Annotated in this window: 23 protein-coding genes; 7 read left to right on the forward strand and 16 right to left on the reverse strand. The window is 72.1% G+C overall.

Annotated elements, in window-relative coordinates; translation table 11 throughout:
- Positions 1-9: 9 nt before the first annotated feature.
- The 3 genes from K8W59_RS09580 to K8W59_RS09590 all read right to left on the reverse strand — a co-directional run bounded on the left by K8W59_RS09580 (position 10) and on the right by K8W59_RS09590 (position 3,509).
- Complete coding sequence (locus K8W59_RS09580) at positions 10-1,482, reverse strand: Nramp family divalent metal transporter (protein ID WP_223399612.1); 1,473 nt, start codon at positions 1,480-1,482, stop codon at positions 10-12.
- 132 nt (positions 1,483-1,614) lie between these two features.
- Positions 1,615-2,244, reverse strand: a complete 630-nt coding sequence (locus tag K8W59_RS09585) for a flavin reductase family protein (protein WP_223399613.1) — start codon at positions 2,242-2,244, stop codon at positions 1,615-1,617.
- A gap of 71 nt (positions 2,245-2,315) precedes the next feature.
- Entirely contained in the window at positions 2,316-3,509 is a 1,194-nt protein-coding gene (locus tag K8W59_RS09590) for a DUF480 domain-containing protein (RefSeq protein ID WP_223399614.1), read from the reverse strand.
- A 54-nt stretch (positions 3,510-3,563) separates the two neighbouring features.
- Between K8W59_RS09590 and K8W59_RS09595 the strand changes: the two genes are divergently transcribed.
- From K8W59_RS09595 to K8W59_RS09615, 5 genes are read left to right on the forward strand one after another with little or no spacing between them, the layout of a single operon-like run.
- Positions 3,564-3,968: a cupin domain-containing protein gene (locus K8W59_RS09595; RefSeq protein WP_223399615.1), complete on the forward strand. Its 405-nt coding sequence runs from the start codon at positions 3,564-3,566 to the stop codon at positions 3,966-3,968.
- Positions 3,968-4,708 (forward strand): dienelactone hydrolase family protein, encoded by a 741-nt coding sequence (locus K8W59_RS09600; RefSeq protein WP_223399616.1) that lies wholly within the window; start codon positions 3,968-3,970, stop codon positions 4,706-4,708. Before K8W59_RS09595 ends, K8W59_RS09600 begins: the two co-directional genes overlap by 1 nt.
- A gap of 26 nt (positions 4,709-4,734) precedes the next feature.
- The gene (locus tag K8W59_RS09605) at positions 4,735-5,571 is read left to right on the forward strand and encodes a formate dehydrogenase accessory sulfurtransferase FdhD (RefSeq protein ID WP_223399617.1); all 837 of its coding nucleotides are present in this window, start codon (positions 4,735-4,737) and stop codon (positions 5,569-5,571) included.
- Positions 5,572-5,584: 13 nt separating this feature from the next.
- Positions 5,585-6,838 (forward strand): alpha/beta hydrolase, encoded by a 1,254-nt coding sequence (locus K8W59_RS09610; protein ID WP_223399618.1) that lies wholly within the window; start codon positions 5,585-5,587, stop codon positions 6,836-6,838.
- The gene (locus tag K8W59_RS09615; protein ID WP_223399619.1) at positions 6,835-7,470 is read left to right on the forward strand and encodes a class I SAM-dependent methyltransferase; all 636 of its coding nucleotides are present in this window, start codon (positions 6,835-6,837) and stop codon (positions 7,468-7,470) included. The genes K8W59_RS09610 and K8W59_RS09615 overlap by 4 nt, the downstream gene beginning before the upstream one ends.
- Here the strand turns inward: K8W59_RS09615 and K8W59_RS09620 are convergent.
- Genes K8W59_RS09620 through K8W59_RS09630 form a run of 3 tightly spaced genes read right to left on the reverse strand, consistent with a single transcriptional unit; the run spans position 7,467 to position 10,555 of the window.
- Positions 7,467-8,576 (reverse strand): prenyltransferase, encoded by a 1,110-nt coding sequence (locus K8W59_RS09620; RefSeq protein ID WP_223399620.1) that lies wholly within the window; start codon positions 8,574-8,576, stop codon positions 7,467-7,469. The two genes, K8W59_RS09615 and K8W59_RS09620, sit on opposite strands and share 4 nt — an antisense overlap.
- Positions 8,566-9,279, reverse strand: a complete 714-nt coding sequence (locus K8W59_RS09625; RefSeq protein WP_263283302.1) for a class I SAM-dependent methyltransferase — start codon at positions 9,277-9,279, stop codon at positions 8,566-8,568. Before K8W59_RS09625 ends, K8W59_RS09620 begins: the two co-directional genes overlap by 11 nt.
- A 7-nt stretch (positions 9,280-9,286) precedes the next feature.
- Positions 9,287-10,555 (reverse strand): glycosyltransferase family 4 protein, encoded by a 1,269-nt coding sequence (locus tag K8W59_RS09630; RefSeq protein ID WP_223399621.1) that lies wholly within the window; start codon positions 10,553-10,555, stop codon positions 9,287-9,289.
- 97 nt (positions 10,556-10,652) lie between these two features.
- Between K8W59_RS09630 and K8W59_RS09635 the strand changes: the two genes are divergently transcribed.
- Positions 10,653-11,249 (forward strand): TetR family transcriptional regulator, encoded by a 597-nt coding sequence (locus tag K8W59_RS09635; RefSeq protein ID WP_223399622.1) that lies wholly within the window; start codon positions 10,653-10,655, stop codon positions 11,247-11,249.
- 27 nt (positions 11,250-11,276) lie between these two features.
- Here K8W59_RS09635 and K8W59_RS09640 read toward each other — a convergent pair whose 3' ends face one another.
- The 5 genes from K8W59_RS09640 to uvrB are packed head-to-tail and all read right to left on the reverse strand — an operon-like array spanning position 11,277 to position 16,099.
- A complete protein-coding gene (locus K8W59_RS09640) occupies positions 11,277-12,260 on the reverse strand; it encodes an NAD(P)/FAD-dependent oxidoreductase (RefSeq protein WP_223399623.1) in 984 nt (327 codons plus the stop codon).
- Positions 12,261-12,320: 60 nt separating this feature from the next.
- The gene (locus K8W59_RS09645) at positions 12,321-12,851 is read right to left on the reverse strand and encodes a hypothetical protein (protein ID WP_223399624.1); all 531 of its coding nucleotides are present in this window, start codon (positions 12,849-12,851) and stop codon (positions 12,321-12,323) included.
- Positions 12,848-13,399 (reverse strand): nuclear transport factor 2 family protein, encoded by a 552-nt coding sequence (locus K8W59_RS09650; protein WP_223399625.1) that lies wholly within the window; start codon positions 13,397-13,399, stop codon positions 12,848-12,850. Before K8W59_RS09650 ends, K8W59_RS09645 begins: the two co-directional genes overlap by 4 nt.
- 28 nt (positions 13,400-13,427) lie before the next feature.
- Entirely contained in the window at positions 13,428-13,973 is a 546-nt protein-coding gene (locus K8W59_RS09655) for a hemerythrin domain-containing protein (RefSeq protein ID WP_223399626.1), read from the reverse strand.
- Complete coding sequence (uvrB, locus tag K8W59_RS09660) at positions 13,970-16,099, reverse strand: excinuclease ABC subunit UvrB (RefSeq protein ID WP_223399627.1); 2,130 nt, start codon at positions 16,097-16,099, stop codon at positions 13,970-13,972. Before uvrB ends, K8W59_RS09655 begins: the two co-directional genes overlap by 4 nt.
- A 45-nt stretch (positions 16,100-16,144) precedes the next feature.
- On the opposite strand from uvrB, the gene K8W59_RS09665 reads away from it, so the two are divergent.
- Positions 16,145-17,401 carry a phospholipase D-like domain-containing protein gene (locus tag K8W59_RS09665; protein ID WP_223399628.1) on the forward strand — a complete coding sequence of 419 codons (1,257 nt, stop codon included), beginning with the start codon at positions 16,145-16,147 and terminating at the stop codon, positions 17,399-17,401.
- Between the two features lie 7 nt (positions 17,402-17,408).
- Here K8W59_RS09665 and K8W59_RS09670 read toward each other — a convergent pair whose 3' ends face one another.
- The 5 genes from K8W59_RS09670 to K8W59_RS09690 are packed head-to-tail and all read right to left on the reverse strand — an operon-like array spanning position 17,409 to position 22,669.
- Positions 17,409-18,497 carry an MlaD family protein gene (locus K8W59_RS09670; protein WP_223399629.1) on the reverse strand — a complete coding sequence of 363 codons (1,089 nt, stop codon included), beginning with the start codon at positions 18,495-18,497 and terminating at the stop codon, positions 17,409-17,411.
- The gene (locus K8W59_RS09675; RefSeq protein WP_223399630.1) at positions 18,497-19,624 is read right to left on the reverse strand and encodes an MCE family protein; all 1,128 of its coding nucleotides are present in this window, start codon (positions 19,622-19,624) and stop codon (positions 18,497-18,499) included. The genes K8W59_RS09670 and K8W59_RS09675 overlap by 1 nt, the downstream gene beginning before the upstream one ends.
- On the reverse strand, positions 19,621-20,700 hold the full coding sequence (locus K8W59_RS09680; RefSeq protein ID WP_223399631.1) for an MCE family protein: 1,080 nt from the start codon (positions 20,698-20,700) through the stop codon (positions 19,621-19,623). Before K8W59_RS09680 ends, K8W59_RS09675 begins: the two co-directional genes overlap by 4 nt.
- Positions 20,694-21,659 carry an MCE family protein gene (locus K8W59_RS09685; RefSeq protein ID WP_223399632.1) on the reverse strand — a complete coding sequence of 322 codons (966 nt, stop codon included), beginning with the start codon at positions 21,657-21,659 and terminating at the stop codon, positions 20,694-20,696. Before K8W59_RS09685 ends, K8W59_RS09680 begins: the two co-directional genes overlap by 7 nt.
- Positions 21,656-22,669 carry an MCE family protein gene (locus K8W59_RS09690; protein WP_223399633.1) on the reverse strand — a complete coding sequence of 338 codons (1,014 nt, stop codon included), beginning with the start codon at positions 22,667-22,669 and terminating at the stop codon, positions 21,656-21,658. Before K8W59_RS09690 ends, K8W59_RS09685 begins: the two co-directional genes overlap by 4 nt.

The raw sequence follows: 22,669 nt of genomic DNA on the forward strand, positions 1-22,669 counted from the left end.
ACTCCGACGTCACCCTGCGAAGAGCTGCTTGACCTGGTCGATGAGCAGGACCACGGAGAACCCGCCGTAGAACACGACGGCCCACACGATCGCCCCGAGCCGGACGCCCTTGAGACCGATCTCGCGGGGCAGCACGCGCCGGTTGAGGATCAGCAGAAGCACGGAGTAGACGAACATCACCAGGCCGTTGAGCGCCGAGGCGATCACCAGGAGGAGGATCGGCTGGTCCACCCCGGAGAGCAGGATGAGCGACCCGACCACGATCATCGCCCAGACGGTGATGAAGTAGAGCCGGCTCTCGCTCCAGCGGGGGTTGTCGTGCAGGGTCGTGGTCTTGAGTACGTCGGCGGTGAGCCGCGCCACCATGTCCAGCACCGTCAGGTTGGTGGAGAAGAGCACCACGGAGCCGATCAGCCAGAAGGTGATCGCCAGCCACTCGCCCTGCCGGTCGGCCAGCGCCTCCCCCTGCAGCTGGATGAAGTCGAAGCTCTCGGCCTCGCCGCCCACGCCGACGGTCACCCAGGTCAGCGCCATGAAGACCAGCAGGCACACGCCGCCGATGAGCAGGAACGTCAGCTGCTGCTCCCGGTCGGCGACCCGCCACCAGGCGTGCCACCGGCGCATGTTCTCCGGGTCGCGGCGGAAGAAGTATCCGGTGGTGGGCTCGGCGGTCTCCTCGCCGGTGAACGGCGAGACCACGCGGGGCAGCCGCTGGCCCATGCCCAGGCCCTTGTCCCGCGCCCAGTTGGACTGGACGAGGTTCATCACGCCGCCCGCGCCGGCGAAGGCGATCGCGCCGAGGAGCACCGCGATCGGGATCTGGCTGATCCCGTCGGGGATCTTCTGCACCTCGACGAAGCCGCGGCCGAGGCCGGCGTACCCCTCACCGCCGAGCAGGACCACGGCGGCGTAGATCACGAACAGCACGATCAGCGCCACCATGAAGAACTGGATCTTCTCGACCGTGTGATAGACGACCGGCGACACGGTCAGCACGATGCCGATGAGGACCAGCACGCCGATCGTGAGATAGGGGATCAGCTTCTCGTCGAAGCCGAGGGCGAAGGACAGGGTCGTGGTGCCGCCGCTGGCCCAGCCCGGCCACATCCACGCGCCGACGGCCATCACGATGAACAGCACACCCCAGGGCCGCCAGAGCCGGGTGAAGCCAGTGACCGCCGTCTCGCCGGTCGCGAGGGTGTAGCGCTCGATCTCCATGTTGAGGAAGTACTGCGTGGTCACGCCGAGGACGACCAGCCACACCAGCACCAGGCCCACCTGGGAGGTGATGTAGGGCCACAGGACGAACTCGCCGGAGCCGATGGCGCCGGCGAGCAGCAGCACGCTCGGGCCGATGATCCGGCTCAGCGGCGCCGGCTCCGGGAGGTCGGCGTAGGTCACCGCGGGCAGGTGCTGGGACGGGATCTCGGGCGCGATCTCTCCCTCGCGTCCGGCCGGGTGGCCGCCCTGGGTGTCGGTCATCGGATGCCTCCTCCACGGAGGTCCGGGGATCCCGAGTCGACCCGAACCGCACTTGCGTCCTTGTGAAGGTAAGGGTCGCGACCCCGCGGCTCAACGACCCGTCGCGGTGTGTCGCAGGTCACATGGCAGTGCTCAGGAGTCGCGGGTGGAGCCGTAGCGACCGCGGTAGAACGTCAGCCCGTGCTCCGAGGACCCCTCCGCGCCCGGGCCCAGGTCGACCACGCGCCCGATCACCACGGCGTGGTCGCCGCCCTCGTGCACCGCGTGCACGGTGCAGTCGACGTACCCCGTCACCCCGTCCAGCAGCGGCGAGCCGGTGACCGGGGTGGGGCGCCAGCCGACGCCGGCGAACTTGTCGGTGCCGCGGGACGCGAAGCGGTTGGAGATCGCCGCCTGGTCGTCGGCGAGCACGTTCACGCAGAACTGCCCGGCCCGCTCGATCTGCGGCCAGGCGCGGGAGGTGAGCGCGGGGCAGAACAGGACGAGCGGGGGGTCGAGCGAGACCGAGGTGAACGACTGGCAGGTCAGGCCCACCGGCTCCTCGTCCCCGATCGCGGTGACCACCGTGACGCCGGAGGCGAAGCGCGAGAGTACGTCGCGGAAGTGGGCCGCCGCACCGGCGTCCTCCTCCTCGACCCGGACCGTCTCCCCCGGCCGCAGCTCGAAGTCCCAGGTGTGGCCCAGGAACGCCTCGACCACGTCCCGGCTGGGCCAGGCGTCCTCACCGCCGGCTCCCGACGGGATCTGGTGGTGCGTCGTCACCCGTCCAGTCTCCCATTGCGGCCCAGGCTCGCGCGTCCCCCTCCGGAGTGTGGGTCACGCATGAGGCGAGACTACGGACGGCGCCCGAGCACGTAGAGCCGCTCGGTCGTCTCCTCGCCGGTCGGGCCGCGGTGATACCACTCGACGTCCTCCAGCCCGGCGGACTCGAAGGCGCGGACCACCGCCTGCCGGTCGTGCAGCACGAAGTCGAGATCGAGGTCGTCGTGGCCGAGCCACTCGGTCAGGGTCCGCACCCCGCCACCGGTGTGGGCCGCGACCGCCAGCAGGCCGCCGGGCCGCAGCACCCGGGCCAGGGCCCCGACCGCGTCGGGCAGCTCCGCCGGCGCGAGATGGATGAGGGAGTACCAGGCCGTGATCGCGCCCCAGCCGTCGGCGTCGACCGGCCGCAGGAGCCGGCGCAGGTCGGCCACCTCGAACGGGACACCGGGCACGAGCGCGCGGGCCTGCTCCACCATGGACGGGGTCAGGTCGAAGCCGCGGACCAGCGCGCCGCGGTCGTGCAGATAGCCGCTCACCGCGCCCGTGCCGCTGCCCGCGTCCGCCACCGGCGATCCGGCGGCCTCGTCCACCACCCGGTCCAGCAGCCAGCGCTCGAAGGACAGCGAGTCGAGGATGCCGCGGTGGGCGTCGGCGTACTCCGCCGCGACCGTGTCATAGGTACGGCGCACCTTCTCGTCGCGTCGCTCGGCGCCGTCGGCCAGCGGGTCCACGCTCGGCGCCTCGGGCTCCGGGCCGGCGGCCTCGTCGCCGCTGCCGAGCAGGTGCGTCCAGCGCTGGTCGCGCTGCCCGGGCTGCCGCGGCTGCTCGCGCACCAGGCCGCGCCGGGCCATCGCGTGCAGCAGCTCCTCGACCTCGGTCCGGTCGGCGAACGGGTGCAGCCGCTCGGTGCGGGAGCGCAGCTCGCCGGCGGCGTTCGGACCGCGGAGCAGGAGCACGGTCAGGACCGCGGCCTCGCGCTCGTCGACGTCGATCTCCTCGGTGAGCAGCTGGTGGTACTTCAGCGTGCGGGGGCCGCGGTCGGCCCACACCACCCGGAGCAGGCCGCGGTCCTTCAGCGACCGCACGCCCTCCTCCACCGCCGCCTCGTCGTAGTCGGTGACCGGGTCGCGGCTGTTGGACTGGTTGCACGCCGTGCGCAGGGCGTTGAGGGTCATCGGGTACGTCGCAGGCACGGTCACCTGCTTCTCCATGAGAGCGCCGAGGATGCGCTGGTCCCGGGCGTCGAGCTGCGGCAGGTCCGGCATGCTCGGCACCCTAGCCGTCGACATGCCCCGCCGGTGCGGGGCATGCTCGGTGCCATGACCTCCGAGACGGCCCGCGACCCCGACCCGGCGACGCCGTGCACCGTCGTGCCCAGCGACCGGCTGAGCCCGGCCGACCCGACGCCCGGCATGACCCGACAGCTGGCCTCGCACGAGGCGGGCATGTGGACCGGGGTCGTCGACACCGAGCCCGGCGCGGTGTCGGGGTGGCACCACCACGGCGACCACGAGACGACGCTGTACGTCGTCCAGGGCACGATGCGCCTGGAGTCCGGGCCGGGCGGGGAGCACGTCGTGGAGGCGAGCGCCGGCGACTTCCTCCGGGTGCCTGCCGGGGCGGTCCACCGTGAGTCCAACCCCGGCGAGGCGGTCTCCCGCGCGGTGATCGTGCGCTGCGGCACCGGGACCCCGACGACCAACGTCGACGGGCCGGCGAGCTGATGGGCGCGCTCGACTCCTGGACCCCGGGCGAGCACACGGCCCCGATCGACGGGCGGGCCACGACCCATCCGACCTACCGCAAGGGCACGGGGCCCGGCGTGATCGTCGTGCACGAGATGCCGGGGCTGACCGACGGGGTCATCGCCTTCGCCGAGGAGGTCGTGGCAGCCGGCTACACCGTCGTCCTCCCCCACCTGTTCGGCCCGAAGGAGCGGCCGTTCGGCGTCGGGGACATCCTGCGCACGCTCCCCGGCGTCTGCATCAGCCGCGAGTTCACCAAGATCGCCCGGCACCGCACGGCGCCGGTCGCCTCCTGGCTGCGCAGCCTCGCCGCGGAGCTGCACGCCGAGCTGGGCGGCCCGGGCGTCGGCGCCCTCGGGATGTGCTTCACCGGCGGCTACGCCCTGGCGATGATGGTCGAGGACGCCACGGTCGCACCCGTGCTCTGCCAGCCGAGCACCCCGTTCCCCATCGGGCGCGAGCGCGGGGCGGACGTCGGGCTCGACGCGGAGGACCTCGACGTCGTACGACGCCGCGCCGGGGCCGGCTGTCCGGTACTGGGCGTCCGCTACCGGCAGGACTCGGCGACCGGCACCCGCTTCGACACCCTCACCCGCGAGCTCGGCGAGCACTTCGTCCGGATCGAGCTGGAGGGCAAGGGTCACTCGACGGTGACCGAGCACCGCCAGCAGCGTGCGGTCGACGCCGTGCTGGAGTTCCTGTCCGACCGGCTCCGGTGACGGTGCCCGGACTAGAGTCGACAGGGATGACCACCCTTGCCCGTCGCCCCGGCCCCACCGTCCGGGCGCGCGTCACCGAGCACACCCCCGAGGGCTCCCGCGGCCGGCCGGACAAGCTGGCCACCGAGGAGCCGCTGGAGATCCGCGCGACCGCGCCCGGCGTGCCGCCGCACCGGATCTGGGTGACGATGCGCACCCCCGGCAACGACTTCGACCTGGCCGCCGGGTTCTGCGTCCACGAGGGGATGACCCCGCGGGCCGGGATCGACCGGGTCGCCTACTGCACCGACACCGACCTCGCGCCTGAGCAGGAGTTCAACGTGGTGACCGTGACGCTCGCGGACGCCACCGGCCTGGCCGCCGGCTCCCGGACCCGGCACGAGGCGCAGAGCCTGGGCAGCTCGGCCTGCGGCGTCTGCGGCAAGGACAGTGTCGAGGCCGTGCTCGACGTGCCGCACGGGCCCGTGCGGCAGCACGCCGACCCCGACCCCGCTCTGGTGCGCGAGCTCCCGTCGCTGCTGCGGGAACAGCAGTCCCTGTTCGGCCGCACCGGCGGCGTGCACGGCGCCGGGCTGGCCGACGCGGACGGGCGGATGCTGGTCGTGCGCGAGGACGTGGGCCGGCACAACGCCGTGGACAAGGTGACCGGGGCCCGGGTGCTCGCCGGGGAGTCCCCGGCCGCGCCGTACCTCGTGGTGAGCGGGCGTGCCGGCTTCGAGCTGGTGCAGAAGGCGGTCACGGCCGGTGTGGGCTGCATGGTGGCGGTGGGCGCCCCGAGCTCCCTCGCGGTGAGTCTCGCCGAGGAGGCCGGGTTGTCGCTCTTCGGCTTCACCGGGCCGGACCGCTGTGTTCAGTACTCCTGAGTAACATGAGCGCATGTCGTTCCTCAGTCGGCGGCTGGTCACGGCCGCGCTCGTCGCCAACGTGCTGCGCCCGACCCAGGGCCTGCGGGCCGGGATCGGGTCCTTCGTCGCCGGCTGGCTCACCGACGAGCTGGCACCGCACCTGCTGGGCCTGACCGCGCTGGACACCGCGGTGTCGGCCAAGCGGGGCAAGGTCACGCCTGCCGGCCTGGCGGTCGCCGGCGGCACCGCCGCCGCGCTCGGCTACCTGATCGGGCAGAGCCAGCGGTCGCGCGGCATCCTGGACGAGGCGCTCGAGGAGGGCCTGGGGGTCGAGTACGTCGACCAGCTGGACGCCGTACCCACGCCGGCAGACCTGGCCACGCCGTGGCGCCGGATCGCCCGGCCGTTCCACTACGCGCAGCCGGGCGTGCGGACCGTGCGCGACATCGTCTACTCCGAGTACGGCAGCCGGGGGCACCTCGACCTCGTGCTGCCCGACATCGAGGACCTCAGCGGGGCGCCGGTGCTGCTCCAGGTGCACGGCGGTGGGTGGACGCTGGGCCGCAAGGACCAGCAGGGGCAGCCGCTGATGCACGCCATGGCCGCCAAGGGCTGGGTGTGCGTGGCGATCAACTACCGCCTCGCTCCCCGCGACGCGTTCCCCGCGCACATCGTCGACGTGAAGCAGGCGATCGCCTGGGTGCGCGAGCACATCGAGGAGTACGGCGGGGACCCGGACTACCTGGCCATCACCGGCGGCTCGGCGGGCGGCCACCTCGCCGCGCTGGCCGCGCTCACCCCCGGCGACCCGGCCTACCAGCCGGGCTTCGAGGAGGCCGACACCTCGGTGCAGGCGGCGGTGCCGTTCTACGGCGTCTACGACTTCGCGGGGGCGAGCAGCCTGCGCTCGGCGGAGCTGATGCGCGACCACTTCCTCGCCACGAGGATCATGCAGGTGCCGTTCGCCGACAACCGCGACGTCTACGAGGCGGCCTCGCCGCTGCTGCGGGTCACCGACCGGGCACCGGACTTCTTCCTCCTGCACGGCACCCACGACACGCTTGTCGACGTGGGCCAGGCGAGGGCGTTCGCCGCGCGGCTGCGGGAGGTGTCGCCGAACAAGGTCGTCTACGCCGAGCTCCCGGGCGCCCAGCACGCCTTCGAGACGTTCCACTCGATCCGCGGCGCGCACGCGGTGCGCGCGGTGGAGCGGTTCCTCTCCTGGTCGTGGAACCGGCACCGCGCCGCCGGCGAGACGGCCACCCCGACGTCGGCGGCCGGATGAGCGACGCCTCGATGCCGACCGACCTGCTGGAGCACGCGCGGGCGGCGAAGGGGTTCATGCCCGAGGACGAAGGCGAGCTGCTGCACGCCTGCGCTCGTGAGCGGCTCCCGCACGGGTTGGTGCTGGAGGTGGGCACCTACTGCGGCAAGTCGGCCATCTGGCTGGGCGCGGCGGCGCGGGAGGTGGGCGGGACCGTCGTCACCGTCGACCACCACCACGGCTCGGAGGAGAACCAGTCGGGCTGGGAGCACCACGACACCGAGCTGGTCGACCCCGCGACCGGGCGGATGGACACGCTGCCGTTCTTCCGCCGCGCGATCGAGCAGGCCGGGCTGGAGGAGCAGGTGGTGGCGGTCGTCGGGCACTCCCGGTCGGTGGCCGCCTGGTGGCGCACTCCCCTGTCGATGCTGTTCATCGACGGCGGGCATGGGGAGCAGCCGGCTGACGACGACTACCGCGGGTGGACCCCGTGGGTGGCGCCGGGCGGCCTGCTGGTCGTCCACGACGTCTTCCCGGACCCCGCCGACGGCGGGCGGCCGCCGTACGAGCGGATCTACCTGCCCGCGCTGGCCTCCGGCGACTTCACCGAGGTCGCCGCGCAGGGGTCGATGCGGGTGCTGCGCCGGATCTAGCGCCCGGGACGCCCCGACGACGCGTGGGCGTCGGCGCACCCGCACTCCAGGCCGATCTCCGCGAAGCCCGCGTCGAACGTGGCGCCGCGCATGATGTCCGCGCCCTGGGTGGTGTGGGAGAGGGCGTCGACCGCGAGGACCACGGCCGCCCCGGTGTAGGTGGTCCGCTCCCCCGGCCAGCGCACCCCCTCGGGCTCGTAGACCCAGCCCGTCCAGTAGGCGCCGTCCTCGTCGCGCAGGTGCTGGATGTCGGCGAGCAGCCGTAGCGCCTGCTCGCGCCGGCCCAGGGCGTCCAGCGCCAGGACCAGCTCGCTGGTCTCCGCGGCGGTCACCCACGGGTTGGTGTCCACGCACCGCACCCCGAGCCCAGGCACCACGAAGTCGTCCCACCGGGCGTCGATCAGGTCCTCACCGGCCCGGCCGCGGACCGCGCCGCCGAGCACCGGGTAGTACCAGTCCATGGCGAAGGTCGACTTGTCCTGGAACAGGTCGCGGTGGACTCGCAGCGCATGCCCCAGGCGCCCGCCCGCGAGCTCCCAGTCCGGCTGGGGCTCGTCCATCAGCGCGGCGAGCGCGATCCCGGCCTGCAGCGACTGGTGGATGCTCGAGGACCCGGCGAGCAGGGCGTCCTGGTTGCGGTCGCCTGGTCGGCCGTCGTGCCACTCCTGGGACCAGGCGATCCCGCCGAAGGGCAGCTGCATCGACACGACCCAGTCCAGGCCGCGACGCACGGCCGGCCACATGGTGCGCACGAACGCCGGGTCCCGGCGTACGAGCCAGTGATGCCAGACGCCGACGGCGAGGTAGGCGGACATGTTCGTCTCACCGCTCGCGTCCTCCACGCGGCCCTCGACGATCCGCATGGGCACCGAGCCGTCCTCGCGTTGCACGGTGGGCACCCAGGCATAGGCGCGCTCGGCCGCCTCGACGTGGCCGGACACGATGAGCGCCATCGCCGACTCGACGTGGTTCCACACGTCGGTGTGCTGGCCGGGGGTCCAGGGGATCGCGCCGCTCGGCTCCATCATCGCCGCGATCGAGGCACCGGTCGCCTCGACCTGCCCGGCGGTGAGGATGCCCTCCAGCGCGGGGGTCTCAGGCTGCATCGGGCTTGGTGAAGTAGAGGACCATGGACTTCCCGATCGCGGGGTCGAGCACCCGGCCGAGCGCCTGCAGGGCCCGCGGCTGCTTCTCGATCTCCCAGACCAGCAGCCGGTGGTAGGCCCGCGCGAGCGGGTGGTCGTCGTTGGTGACGCCCACCGCACACTTGATCCACCAGTACGGCGCGTGCAGGCCGTGCGCGTAGTCCTTGCCGGTGAACACCAGACCGGCACGGGTCACCTTGTCCCGCAGCTCCTCCAGCGTGTAGATCCGGATGTGGCCGCCCTCGACCTCGTGGTACTCCTGCGAGAGCTTCCAGTTGACGATCTCGGGGAACCAGCGCGGCACGCTGACGGCGAGGGTGCCGCCGGGGCGCAGCACCCGCACCAGCTCGTCGATCGCCTGGATGTCCGCCGGGATGTGCTCGAGCACCTCGGCGGCCACGATCCGGTCGAACTCGCCGTCGGCGAACGGCAGCGCCAGCGCGTCGCCCTCCTTGACGTCGGCCTCCGCTCCGGCGGGTACGTCGTCGCGCATGGCCGCGAACCACTCGCGCACCGTCGCCAGCTCGTCGGCGTCCTGGTCGAAGGCGACGACGTCCGCACCGCGGCGGTACATCTCGAACGCGTGCCGGCCGGCGCCGCAGCCCATGTCCAGCACCCGCTCACCCGGCTGCAGGCCCAGCCGGTCGAAGTCGACGGTCAGCATGCTCGGCTCACTCCTTGCCTCGTCGGCCGCGCTCGGCCCAGTAGTCGGCAGCCGTGGCGGCGTACGCCTCGGCGACCCGCTCCGCGACGGCCCGCCAGCTGAAGCGGGCCTGCACCCGGCGCCGCCCGTTCTCGCCCATCCGAGCACGACGCTCGGGATCGTCCAGCAACGCCTCCAGGGCCGCGGTCAGCTCCCCGACGTCGCCGGGGGTGACCAGGTCGGCGCACTCGCCGTCCGGCCCGACCACCTCGGGGATGGCACCGGCGCGGGAGACGACGAGCGGGGTGGCGCAGGCCATCAGCTCGGCGGTCGGCAGCGAGAAGCCCTCGTAGAGCGAGGGGACGCAGGCCACCTCGGCCGAGCCCATCAGCGCGACCAGCTCCTCGTCGCTGATGCCATGCACGAAGCGGACGTGCTCGCCGATCCCCAGCTGCTCGATCAGCTGCTCGGTGCGGCCACCGGGGACGGGTCGGGTGATGAGGTGGAGCTCGAGGTGCGGCCGCTCCGTGCGCAGCTTGGCGAAGGCCTCCAGCAGGGTCGAGACCCCCTTGACCGGCGCGTCCGCCGAGGCCATGGCGAGCAGCCGGCCGGGCACGCGCGGCTCGGTGGGCGGGGCGAAGACGTCGTCGACGCCGAGCGGGATCACCTGCATCCGCCGGGGGTCCACCCCGAAGTCGGCGACGATGTCGCGCTTGGAGGCCTCCGACGGGGTGAGGATGTGCCGGGCACGGCGCGCGACCTTGCCCTGCATCTTCAAGAACCCGTACCACCGGCGCAGGGTGAGCCGCTGCCGTCGCGTGGTCGCCGCCGCCAGGTCGATACGGCGGTCGAAGGTGATCGGGTGGTGCAGCGTCGTGACCAGCGGGAGCCCGATCCTGGCGGGATCCTCGACGTCCAGGAGGCCCGAACCGAGCACCTGGTTGTCGTGGACCACGTCGAAGTCGTCGCGGCGCTGCCGCAGCAGCCGGGCCACCCGGGTGCTGAACGTCTTCGGCTCGGGGAAGCCGGAGGTGCACATGGTGAGGAACTCCTCGACGTCCACCAGGTCGCGGAACTCGCGCCAGTGGGGCACCCGGAACGGATCGGGCTCACGGTAGAGGTCCAGGCTGGGCACCTTGGTCAGCCGCACGCCCTCGTCGAGCTCGGGATAGGGCTGGCCGCTGAACACCTCGACCTCGTGGCCCAGCCTCACCAGCTCGCGGCTGAGGTGGCGGACGTAGACGCCCTGCCCGCCGCAGTGCGGCTTGGATCGGTAGGAGAGCAGCGCGATCCGCATCGGGTGGTCTCCTCGGGGGTGGGCGAACTGAAACGTGTTCCTATTATGCGTGACGCGTTGCTAGCGTGATCGACGCCCCAGAGGGTGAGGAGGACGGATGCGTACGGCGAGCTCGCTCACTGAGAGGGACCTGGCCTCGGCCGCGCAGGTCGAGCGGCGCGTCCGGATCCTCGACGCGGCCATCGCGCTGGCCGCCGACGGCGGCTTCGAGGCCGTGCAGATGCGCTCGGTGGCCGAGCGCGCCGATGTCGCACTCGGCACGCTCTACCGCTACTTCCCCTCCAAGATCCACCTGCTGGTCTCCGCGCTCGGGCGTGAGCTGGAGCAGACAGCCGAGCGCGTCACCGCCGCCCCGGTGCCGGGTGAGACGGCGGCAGACCGCGTCGCGCACGTGCTCGAGCGGCTCAGTCGCACCCTGCAGGACCACGAGCGGGTGGCCGAGGCGCTGACCCGCGCCTTCATGTTCGCCGACCGCACGGTCGAGCACGAGATCGGCGCGGTGGTCCGTGCCCTCTCCGCGATGCTGACGCACGCGATGCGCCCGGGAGCCGATCCCTCCGACGACGAGCTCGGTATCGCGCGGGTGATCGCCGACGTCTGGTTCTCCTCGCTCGTCGGCTGGGTCTCCGGCCGCGCTAGCGCGGCCGACACGGCCCGGCACGTGGACCGTGCGGTCCGCCTGATCCTGCGCTAGTGGCGGGGAGGGCGCGCCGGGGACAGGTCAGTCCGCCTCGCTCGAGTGTCCCGGGAACACGTGCGCCTCGGGGTCGATCGCCACGGCGGCGTTGTTCACCGCGGTGGCGGCCTCGCCGAAGCCGACGGCGATCAGGCGGACCTTGCCCGGGTACTCCGTGATGTCGCCAGCTGCGAACACCCGCGGGAGGTTGGTCCGCATCGAGCTGTCCACGACCACGTGCCGCTTCTCCGTCTCCAGTCCCCACGTCTGCAGGGTGCCGAGGTCGGCGACGAAACCCAGGGCCGCGACCACCGCCTGGCAGGGCCGCACCTGCGGCTCCTCGCCGTCCACGGTGATCTCGACCTCCTCCAGGGTGCCCTCGCCCCGGAGCGCGGTCACCTGTGCCTTGGTGATGATCTCCACCGGTGAGGCCTGGACGGCCTCCACGGTCCGCCGGTGGGCGCGGAACGCCTCGCGCCGGTGCACCAGCGTCACCGACCGGGCGATCCCCTCCAGGTGCTGGGCCCAGTCGAAGGCGCTGTCCCCGCCGCCCACGACGACGACGTCCTTGCCGGCGTACGGCGCGAAGCTCGGCACGAAGAACTCCATCCCGCGCCCCACCCAGCCCTCACCGGCCGGCAGCGGGCGGGGACTGAACTTCCCGATCCCGGCGGTGATGAGCACCGCCCCGGCCTCCACCTCGGTGCCGTCGTCCAGGCCGACCACGACCCCGTCCTCGTCGGCGGTCAGCGTGGTCGCCGTGCGGTCCAGCAGGTACGTCGGGTCGGCGGTCGCTGCCTGCTCGACGAGCCCCTCGACCAGCTCGCGCCCCTTCACCGACGGGAAGCCCGCCACGTCCAGGATCGCCTTCTCCGGGTACATTGCCGTCACCTGGCCGCCCAGCTCCGGCAGCGAGTCCACAACGGCCACGCGGAGCCCGCGGAAGCCGGCGTAGTAGGTCGCGAACAGGCCGGTCGGCCCGGCCCCGATCACGAGGAGGTCGGCGGTCACACGCTCTGGGCTGGACACGCCCCCGATCCAACCCTGTGACGCCGACCACGACAAGCAGCGGACCGTCGGACGTGTCGACTACTGCGCGCTCAGGTCGGTGACCAGCCAGGGGCCGCCGTCGCGATCCAGCCGTACCAGCACGCGCTGCTGCTCGACGACGGGCTCGGCCCGCCCGCGGCTGGTGGTGCTGGTGTCGACGAACAGGAGCACGACGGCCTCCCGGCTGGTGGCGGAGACCACCGCCGCGTCGACCACCGTGGCGGCGCGGGTCACCCGGCCCCGCCTGGTGTCCCGCGCGATCGCGTTCATCGCCTCGCGGTAGTCCGGCCGCGCTCGCGGCGCCAGCAGCCGCTCCGCACTGCGGCGACCGCTGACGAAGGACTCATAGGAGAAGGAGAGCAGCCGCTCCGTGGCGGTCGTCGCCGCAGCGACAGCGGAGCGGCTGGCGCCCTCGCCGGTGAGGACCGCCTGCCGCCCGTCCGGCTCGGCGGCCAGGGCGCCCGCGATCGCCGCGGTGTCCGAGCGCTGCAGCAGCTCCACCCGCACCAGCAGGAACGCCAGCGCGAGCACCAGGACCGCGAGCACGGCAGTCAGCCGGCGGCCCCTCATCGGACGAACTCCAGCCCCGCGGTCCGCCAGCCCTCGTCGGTCCGCTGCATCTCCAGCCGCAGCCGCAGTTGCCGGACCTGCTCGCCGTCGGTGCGCCGGTTGTCGACAGTGGCGTTCGCCGCGACCAGCACCACCGCGGAGCTGGCGTTCGCCTCGCTCACCCCCACGGCGACGACGGACCCGCGACTGACCGACCGGCTCTGTCGTGCGCTGCGGACCAGGTCGTCCCGCTGGGCGGCGTACTCCTCGGCGAACGGCCCCGTCGCCGTGGCCAGCACCGCCTCGATCCGCGGCTGCATGTCCCGGTGGTCGACGTCGAGGAACGCCAGCGTGGCGGCGCGTGCGGTCGCCGCGACATCCCGGTGACGTCGAGTCTCGTCGTTGGTCGCGTCACCGTCCCAGTCGGTCAGCGCGCGCCCCATCATGGCGGCAGCGGAGTCACCGGCAGGGCGGTTCGCCGGGTTCGCGAGGACCACGCCGAGCACGCACACCAACACCACGGCCACGAGCGCCAGGACGGCGTTGACCGGGCGGCTGGCGGATCTCACGGGGTGAGGCTACTGCGTCGCGGAGGCCTCACTCGTCGTCGATCAGGCCCTCCTTGCGGGCCTCCCGCACGATCTCCCGGACGTCGGTGAGCGATCCGCGGCCCGCGTCGACCTGCTTGTTCCGCTCGGTCGCGAAGCGCTCACCCAGGTCGGCACGGACCTGCGGGCCTACGTCCTCCCGGGCCGGGTTGAGGATGGTCAGCTCCTCCTCCACGAGGTGGTGCTGCACCACCGCGGAGAGCTCCTCCAGGGCGTCGTCGAACGCCTGGGTGTCGGTGCCCTTGAGCTCGAGCAGCGCGAGCAGGGCCTCGTGCCCCTCGGCGTGCTCCTCCTCCCCGTGCTCGGCCTCGTGACCGGTGATCGCGTCCTTGCGTCGCAGCTTGGGGTAGACGACCTCCTCCTCCGCGACCGCGTGCGCGACGTGCAGGGTCGCGAACGCGGCCCGCAGCGCCTCGCGGTCCTGGGAGCTGTCGCGCAGCCGGCGGAGCAGCTCCTCGAAGCGGTAGTGGTCGGCGAGGATCAGGTCGATCACGTCTCCGGAGACGGGACGTCCGAGATCGATCTCCGTGGTCACTTGGTGGCCTCCATCATCTGTCGCAGTTCCTTCTTCAGCTCCGATATCTCATCACGCAGCCGGGCCGCGACCTCGAACTGGAGCTCCGCGGCGGCGGTCTTCATCTGCTCGGTCAGCCCCTGGATCAGCTCGGCCAGGTCGGTCGAGGGGATCCCGGCGGTGTCGGGCAGGTCGTCGTGCAGCTTGGAGAGGGCCGGTGTCGGCTGCTTGCCGGGCTTCACCCCGCCGGCGCGGCCCTTCTCCCCTACGTCGGCCCAGGTCTGCAGCAGCTCCTGGGTGGTCTCGTCCTCACGGGCCAGCATCTCGGTGATGTCGGCGATCTTCTTGCGCAGCGGCTGTGGGTCGATCCCGTGGGCGGTGTTGTACTCCACCTGCTTGGCCCGCCGGCGGTTGGTCTCGTCGATCGCCGCCTCCATCGACGGGGTGATCGAGTCGGCGTACATGTGCACCTGGCCCGAGACGTTGCGGGCCGCTCGGCCGATGGTCTGGATGAGCGACTTGTCCGAGCGGAGGAACCCCTCCTTGTCGGCGTCCAGGATGGAGACCAGGGACACCTCGGGCAGGTCCAGGCCCTCGCGGAGCAGGTTGATGCCGACGAGGACGTCGTACTCCCCCAGGCGGAGGTCGCGCAGCAGCTCGATCCGCTTGAGCGTGTCCACCTCGGAGTGGAGGTAGCGGGTGCGCACCCCGGCGTCGAGGAGGTAGTCGGTCAGGTCCTCGGACATCTTCTTGGTCAGCGTGGTGACCAGGACCCGCTCGTTGCGGTCGGTGCGGGTGCGGATCTCGTGGATCAGGTCGTCGATCTGCCCCTTGGTCGGCTTGACCACCACCTCGGGGTCGACCAGCCCGGTGGGGCGGATGATCTGCTCGACGGCGTTCTGCACGCCGCCGACCCGGTCCAGCTCGTAGTCGCCCGGCGTCGCGGAGAGATAGATCGTCTGCCCGATCCGGTCGAGGAACTCCTCCCACTTCAACGGCCGGTTGTCCATCGCGCTGGGCAGCCGGAAGCCGTGCTCGACCAGGTTGCGCTTGCGGGACATGTCGCCTTCGTACATCCCGCCGATCTGCGGGACGGCGACGTGCGACTCGTCCACGACGAGCACGAAGTCCTCGGGGAAGTAGTCGAGCAGGCAGTTGGGCGCGGAGCCGCGCTGGCGGCCGTCGATGTGCATGGAGTAGTTCTCGATGCCGGAGCAGGAGCCGACCTGGCGCATCATCTCGATGTCGTAGGTCGTGCGCATGCGCAGTCGCTGCGCCTCCAGCATCTTGCCCTCGCGCTCGAACCTGGCCAGCTGGTCGTCCAGCTCCAGCTCGATGCCCTTGATCGCCCGCTCCATCCGCTCGGGGCCGGCGACGTAGTGGCTGGCGGGGAAGATGTAGAGCTCCTGGTCATCGCTGATGACCTCGCCGGTGATCGGGTGCAGCGTCATCAGCCGCTCGATCTCGTCGCCGAAGAACTCGATCCGGACCGCCATCTCCTCATAGACCGGGAAGATCTCCAGGGTGTCGCCGCGGACCCGGAAGGTGCCGCGGGTGAAGGACATGTCGTTGCGCGTGTATTGGATCTCGACCAGGCGGCGCAGCACCTCGTCGCGGTCGTGCTCCTCCCCCACGCGCAGCCGCACCATGCGGTCGACGTACTCCTGCGGGGTGCCCAGGCCGTAGATGCAGGACACCGTGCTGACCACGATCACGTCGCGCCGGGTCAGCAGCGAGTTGGTCGCCGAGTGGCGCAGCCGCTCGACCTCCTCGTTGATCGAGGAGTCCTTCTCGATGTAGGTGTCGGTCTGCGGGACGTAGGCCTCGGGCTGGTAGTAGTCGTAGTAGGAGACGAAGTACTCCACCGCGTTGTCGGGGAAGAGCTGGCGCAGCTCGTTGGCGAACTGTGCGGCCAGCGTCTTGTTGGGCTGGAGCACGAGCACCGGACGCTGGAGCTGCTCGGCCACCCAGGCCACGGTGGCCGTCTTGCCGGTGCCGGTCGCGCCGAGCAGCACCACGTCCTGCTCGCCGCCGCGCACCCGCTCGGAGATCTCCTTGATCGCGGCCGGCTGGTCGCCGGCGGGCTGGAACTCGGAGATCACCTCGAACGGCGCCAACCGGCGCTGGAGATCGGTGACTGGACGCATGCTGCGAGCCTACGACGCTCCACCGACACCCGTTAGATTGGCGACGTGATCCGCATCTCGACCGCCCGTGACGCCGTCCGCGCCGCCCGTCGTGTGCTCCTGGGGTTCTTCGGGCTGCAGCTGGCGATCGCCGTGGGGCTGACCCTCGTCGACTCCTACCGCCGGCGCGGGAAGCGGCCCAAGCCGTTCCCGGTGACCCCGCCGGAGACCGTGCACGTCGGGGGCAGCGACATCACCACCTACACCTTCGGCCAGAACCTGTACGACGACATGCTGGCCGCGATCCGCGGTGCCGAGAAGCAGGTCCTCTTCGAGACCTACATCTGGAAGGGCGACGAGGTCGGCGACCAGTTCAAACAGGCGCTGATCGAGGCGGCCCGCCGGGGCGTGGACGTGCGGGTCATCTACGACTCCTTCGCCAACCTGGTCGTCTCCCCCGCGTTCAAGCACTTCCCGCCCGAGGTGAAGGTGCTGCGCTACCCCATCTACAACGCCGGGCTGAAGTTCTGGGACCTGCGCCGCTACGGCCGCGACCACCGCAAGATCCTGGTGGTGGACGAGCAGATCGGGTTCGTCGGCGGCTACAACATCGGCAGTGCCTACGCCACGGAGTGGCGCGACACGCACGTCCGGATCGTCGGCCCCGGTGTGTGGGACCTCAAGCGTGCCTTCGCCGACTTCTGGAACCTCAACCGGCGCAAGCTGCTGGGCCGCAGCGAGCGGCCCCTGCTGCTGGAGACCTCCTCGGTGTGGGAGCCGCGGATCCGGTTCCAGCGCAACGTGCCCCGGTTCTGGATGTTTCCCATCCGGTCGATGTACCTCGAGGCGATCAACCGCGCGACCCGCAACATCTGGATGTCCCACGCCTATTTCATCCCCGACCAGGACTTCGTCGACGCTCTCACCCAGGCCGCGCGCCGCGGCGTCGACGTCCGCATCCTGATCCCGCTGAAGTCCAACCACATCGTGGCCGACTGGATCTCCCGCGGCTACTTCTCCCAGCTGCTGGCCGCCGGCGTCCGGGTGCTGCGCTACAGCGGCGCGATGATCCACTCCAAGACCGCCACCATCGACGGCGAGTGGACCACGGTCGGGACCGCCAACGTGGACCGGCTCTCCCTGCAGGGCAACTACGAGATCAACGTCGAGGTCATCGACGCGGCGCTCGCCGAGGTGATGGAGGGGATCTTCGACACCGACCAGTCCAACGCCCTGGAGCTGACCATGACCGAGTGGGAGGCGCGGGACCTGCACCGGAAGTTCACCGAGGCGGTGCTCGCGCCGCTGCGCCCGCTGCTCTGAGGGCGCCTCACCGGTTGAGCGGCGGCGGGGCGTGCTCGCCGCCGCGCCACACCTGGTCGGTCATCGAGCAGTGCCCGTTGCGGTACATCGGACGACGGTCGGTGCTGGTCGGGCTGCGGCGCGGGGTGCCGTACTCGCAGTGCTCCTGACCCTCGAGGTTGATGTCGATGTTGAGCCAGCCGCCGGAGAAGGCGGAGGCGAAGCGGGAGGCGCCGTACTCCAGCGACGGGGCCAGCGCCCGCAGGTGCGGCTCCCGGCGCCACAGCAGGTCGGAGAGGCGGACGAGCGCGGAAAGCGTCGGCGGCAGCACCCGGCGCATCTGCTCGGTGAAGGCGTAGAGCCGGTCGAAGTTCCGCGGCGACCTGGCCAGGATGCGGCGGAACTCCGGGTCGAAGGTGCGCAGCCAGCGCGAGAGCACCAGGGCGTCCCGGGAGAGCCCCCTGAGCCGGTCGTTCTGCCCCGCGATCAGCGTGCCGACCGTCTCGCCGTTGCGCAGCAGCGACCGGGCCCGGGGCCAGTTCTGGTCGAGGGCCACCGTGAGCTGGTCGGTCGAGGTCAGCAGCCGGTCCACGTCGTCGCCGGTGCCATCGGTGGCGGCGGCCAGCTCGCGCATCACCGTGCGCAGCTGGCCGTGGTCGATCCACCCCAGCAGGTTCTGCACGTTGCCGGCGGCCGTGGCCAGGCGCACGGGCAGGTCGACGGTGTCGGCGCGGACCACGTCGCCGTCGCCGAGGTACGGCGGCCCCTTGCGCGTGGGGGTGAAGTCGAGGAACTGCTCCCCCACCGGCGACAGCGTCCGCACCCGAGCCCGCCCGCCGGACGGCACCTGCACCCCGTCGCGCAGGGTCACGGTCGCCTCGACACCGCCGCCGTCGGCCAGCACGATCCTCCGGACGGTGCCCACGCGCACGCCGCGGTAGGTGACCGAGGACCCCTCGAAGAGCCCGCCGGTCGCCGTCATCCGCACGGTGATGCGATCCGGCCGCTGGGTGAGCGGGATGTCGAGCACCACCGACAGCAGATAGACCACACACACCAGCGCGACCGTGACCAGGCCGAGGACGCTGAGGGCGTTCCGGGAGCGCAGCAGGCCCATCACCCCTCACCCCCGCTCAGCCCGGGCAGGATGGGGAGCAACGGCTCGCCGCCGGGCTGCTGTGAGGGCTGCTCCGTGGGGCCGGTGACGCCCGGGATCTCCGGGAGCTGCGGAAGCTCGGGCAGGCTGGGGAGCCCGCCGCCGGGCAGCGGGACGCCCGGCAGTTGCGGGATCGGCAGCGACGGGTCGGTCAGCAGGGTGTCGACCCTCAGCCGGAGGTAGAGGTTGAGGTAGTCGGTCGGCACCGCGGCGTCGATCCGGCCGGAGAAGCGGATCAGCACGTCCAGCGCGTTGAGGACGGTACGGCGGTTCGCCAGGACCGTGTCGAGCACCGGCCCGAGCTTGCGAACCACCTCCAGCAGGTCCCCGCGGGTCCGGCGCACCAGACCGTCGGCGGTCACCGCCAGCCGGTCGGTGGAGTTGAGGAACCGGACCAGGTCGTCGGTGTTGCGTCGGAGCACGCGCGCGGCCGGCCGGAACTCGCGCAGCGCCCGGTTGACCGCGTCCTGCCGGTCGGCGAGCGTCCGCGCGGCGCCGTCGAGCGCGGTGAGGATGTCGTCGATCTCGCGCTGGGAGCGGATCAGCTCGACCATCAGTCGATCGGTGCCGCGCAGGACGCCGCGGACGGCTCCCTCCCGCCCGTCCAGGGCGAGGTTGAGCTCGTCGACGATCGTGGCGGCCTGCTTGAGGTTGCCTCCGTTCACCAGGAGGGACGCCTGGGCCAGCGTGTCCTCGACGGTGGGCGCGGTCGAGGCCTCCGGGGGACGGACCACCTCGCCGTCGGCGAGCGCCGGCCCCCGCTTCGGGGGCGTCGCCTCGACGTAGAGCTCACCCAGCGCGGTGGTGTAGCGCAGCCGGAAGGTCGTCCCCCGGGCGAGCCGCTCGCCCTCGTCGAGCCGCAGCACCACGCGTGCGCGGTAGTCCTTCGCGGTGATCTGCTCGACCTTCCCGATGGGCACGCCCCCCGCCTTGACCGGCGCCCCCTTGGGCAGGTTGAGGGCGTCGTCGAACACCGCGACGACCGTGCGACCGGAGCTCCCCGCCGTGGGGTCCATGTCGGTGCCGCAGCCGGCGAGCAGGGCGAGGGCGGCGAGCACCGCCGTCAGCCGGGTCAGGAGGCGGGTCACGGCCGGGTCACCCCCAGGAGCCCGTCGAGGATCTCCTCGATCGAGGGGTTGGTGCCCAGCTGCTCGCACAGGTCGGCCGGCGCCAGCTCGCACAGGGCGTCGGTGAGCTGGCGGATCGGGCTCAGCGAGGTCGGCGGGAGCTTGACGTTGAGGCGGTTGCCCGGCGTGACCGCGTTGCCGGTGTTCTGCAGGGTCAGCGGCAGCACCTCGACGGCCTCGGCGAGCTCGGCCTGGTGCTCCAGCAGGTTCTCGACGACCCGGGTCAGGCCCCGCAGTGACGTCCCGAGCTGGGCCCGGTTGCGCTGGACGAAGGTGCCCAGCGACTGCAGGGCCCGGTCCAGGGAGCGCAGCGCGGCGCCGAACTGCCGGCGCTCGGTCGCGAACATGTCCGTGGCGTCGCTGACGCTCTCGATGAACTGCCGCACGACCTCCTGGTTGGCCGCCAGCAGCGCGGTCAGGTCGTCGAGGTCCCGGACCGTGCCCACGATCTCGCCGCGGTGCTCGGCCAGGGCGCCGGTGCCCTTGCTGAGCGCCGTGACGGTGTCGTTGACGTCGTCGCCGCGCCCGTCGAGGGCGGCCGCCCCCTCGGCCAGCAGGCGCCGGAGCGCCCGCGCCTTGCCGTCCTTGCCGGCCAGGCCCTTGCTGAAGGTGTTGAGCGAGGACAGCACCTCGTCGTACTCCACCGGCGTGCGCGTGCGCGCCAGCGGGATGACGGCACCGTCGCGCAGTCGCGGGCCGCGGGCGAAGGCGGGGGTGAGCTCGACATAGCGGTCCGTGGCGACCGACCGGGAGACCACCGCCGCCCCGACCTTCGCGGGCAGCGACCGGTCGCCGGTAATCCGCATCTGCACCGCGACCTGCCGCCCCCGGGGAGTGATGTCGGTGATCTCGCCGATCGGCACTCCGAGCACCCCGACGTCGTTGCCGACGAAGAGGCCGGCGGAGTCGTCGAACATCGCGGTCACCTGGAGGTCGTCGTCCAGCGGGGTGCAGGCCGACGTCGAGCCGACCAGCACCAGGACGACGACCGTCAGGAGCCGGCGTACGGCGGAGGCAAGGCGCGTTCGGGTCAGCATCGTCCCTCCAGCCCGCAGTTGATCGTGTCCGGTACGCCCGTGGGCATGTCCAGGTCCAGCCACCGGCCGGTGCCGCCGGCGTTGGCGAAGTAGCGCACGGTCGGCGCGAGGGTGCGGATCCCCTCGCTGAGCCGGGCGTCGCTGCGGCGCAGCAGGGCGGTGACCCGGTCCAGGTCGCGCAGCGTGGGCGCCACGTCACCGCGGATGTCCTCAACCACCCCCGAGAGCTGGTCGCCCAGGGTCGTGAGGTCCCGCAGCAGCGCGCGGATCACCTGGCGCCGGGCGCGCAGCGTGTCCAGGACCAGATCGGCCTGCCGCATCAGCTGCAGCAGGTCGGGCGCGCTGGCGCGCAGCTGACGGCTCACCTGACGGGCGGCGCGCAGCAGCTGGGCGATCTGGTCGGAGCGGGCGGCCATCAGAGCGGAGACGTCGCGCACGCCCGCCAGCGCGGGGCCGACCTCCTCGCCGCTGGCGTCCAGGACGTCGGCGACCGTGGCCATCGACTCCTCGATGGTCCTGGTGTCGAACTGGTCGACCTCGGGACTGAGCCGGTCGAGCACGTCCTGCAGGTTGTAGGGCACGCGGGTCCGCGCCAGCGGGATCGTGTCATCGGCGAGCTCGCCGGAGCCCTCGGGCCGCACCATCAGGAAGTGCGTGCCCAGCAGCGTCGCGACCTTGACCTCGGCGGTGGTCCGGCTGCCGAGCCGTACGTCGTCGTCGACGGTGAAGCCGACCCGGACCTCGCGGCGGCCGAGCTCCACGCTGGTCACCTCCCCGACGCCGACGCCCGCGACCTGCACCTCCTCGCCGGCGCGCAGCCCGGCGGTGTGCTCGAGGACGGCGGTGTACTCCCGGGAGCCCAGGCGCAGTCCGGCCGCGGCGCCCACGAGCACGGCGACCAGGGCGAGCACCAGCAGGGTGAGCAGGCCGGTGCGGTAGAGCCGTCGCTTGTCGCTCATCGGCACGCCTCCGAGTTGGGTCCGTTGCCGCCGATCCACACCGTCTGTCCGGTGGGGGCCTCGATGCCGAGGGTGCACATGTAGACGTTCATGTAGGCGCCGTAGGACATCGCGCGGCCGAAGCCGGACAGCAGCACCGGCAGCGCCTCGATCGTGGCCAGCAGCCGCGGCCGCTCCCGGGCCAGCAGGGCCGCGGCCTCGCGCAGACTGGCGACGTCGCGGTCCAGGGGCGGGCGGGCCTCCTTGAGCAGCCCGCTGGTGCTCTCCACGAGCGAGCCCAGGTGGTCGATGGTGTCGGCGAACTGGGACCGCTGCCGGGCGAGCCCGGTCATCAGCTTGCGGAACTCCACGACGGTGGCGTCGAACTGCCGGCCCTGCCGGGCGAGGTTCTGCAGGACGGGGGTGAGGTTGCGGAGCACCTGGGTCAGCACCTGGTCGCGCGAGGCGAGGAACTCGGTGGCCTGCGCGGTGTTGCGCAGCAGCTGCTCGACGGTGCCGGACTCCCCCTGCAGCACGCGCACCAGGCTGGTGGCCAGCCGGTTCACCTCGCCCGGCTCGATGGTGTTGAAGAGCGGCTCGAAGCCGTTGAGCAGGGCGGTCAGGTCGAAGCCCGGGCTCGTCCGGCTCAGGGGGATCTGTGCGCCGAGCGGCAGCGCGGGCCCGCGGTCGGGATCCACCGACAGCGCGAGATACCGCTGACCGAGGAGGTTCTGGTAGCGCAGCGTGACGTTGGTGTTGCGGTAGACCCGCTGCCCCTTGGCCAGGCTGAAGGTCACCTCGGCCTGGTCGTTCCCGGCGACCTCGATCCCCTCGACCCGGCCGACCCGGACCCCGGCCACGCGCACGTCGTCGCCCTCGCGCAGCCCGCTGACCGACTCGAAGCGGGCCGTCCAGGTGGCGACGTCGCCGCTCACCGAGTTCGTCATCATCCGGTAGAGCCCGGTGAACAGCAGGACGGAGACCACCAGGAACACGGTGAACTTCACCAGGGTCGATCTGGTTCCGGCCAT

It is taken from the genome of Nocardioides rotundus, assembly GCF_019931675.1.
GTDB lineage: Bacteria > Actinomycetota > Actinomycetes > Propionibacteriales > Nocardioidaceae > Nocardioides > Nocardioides rotundus.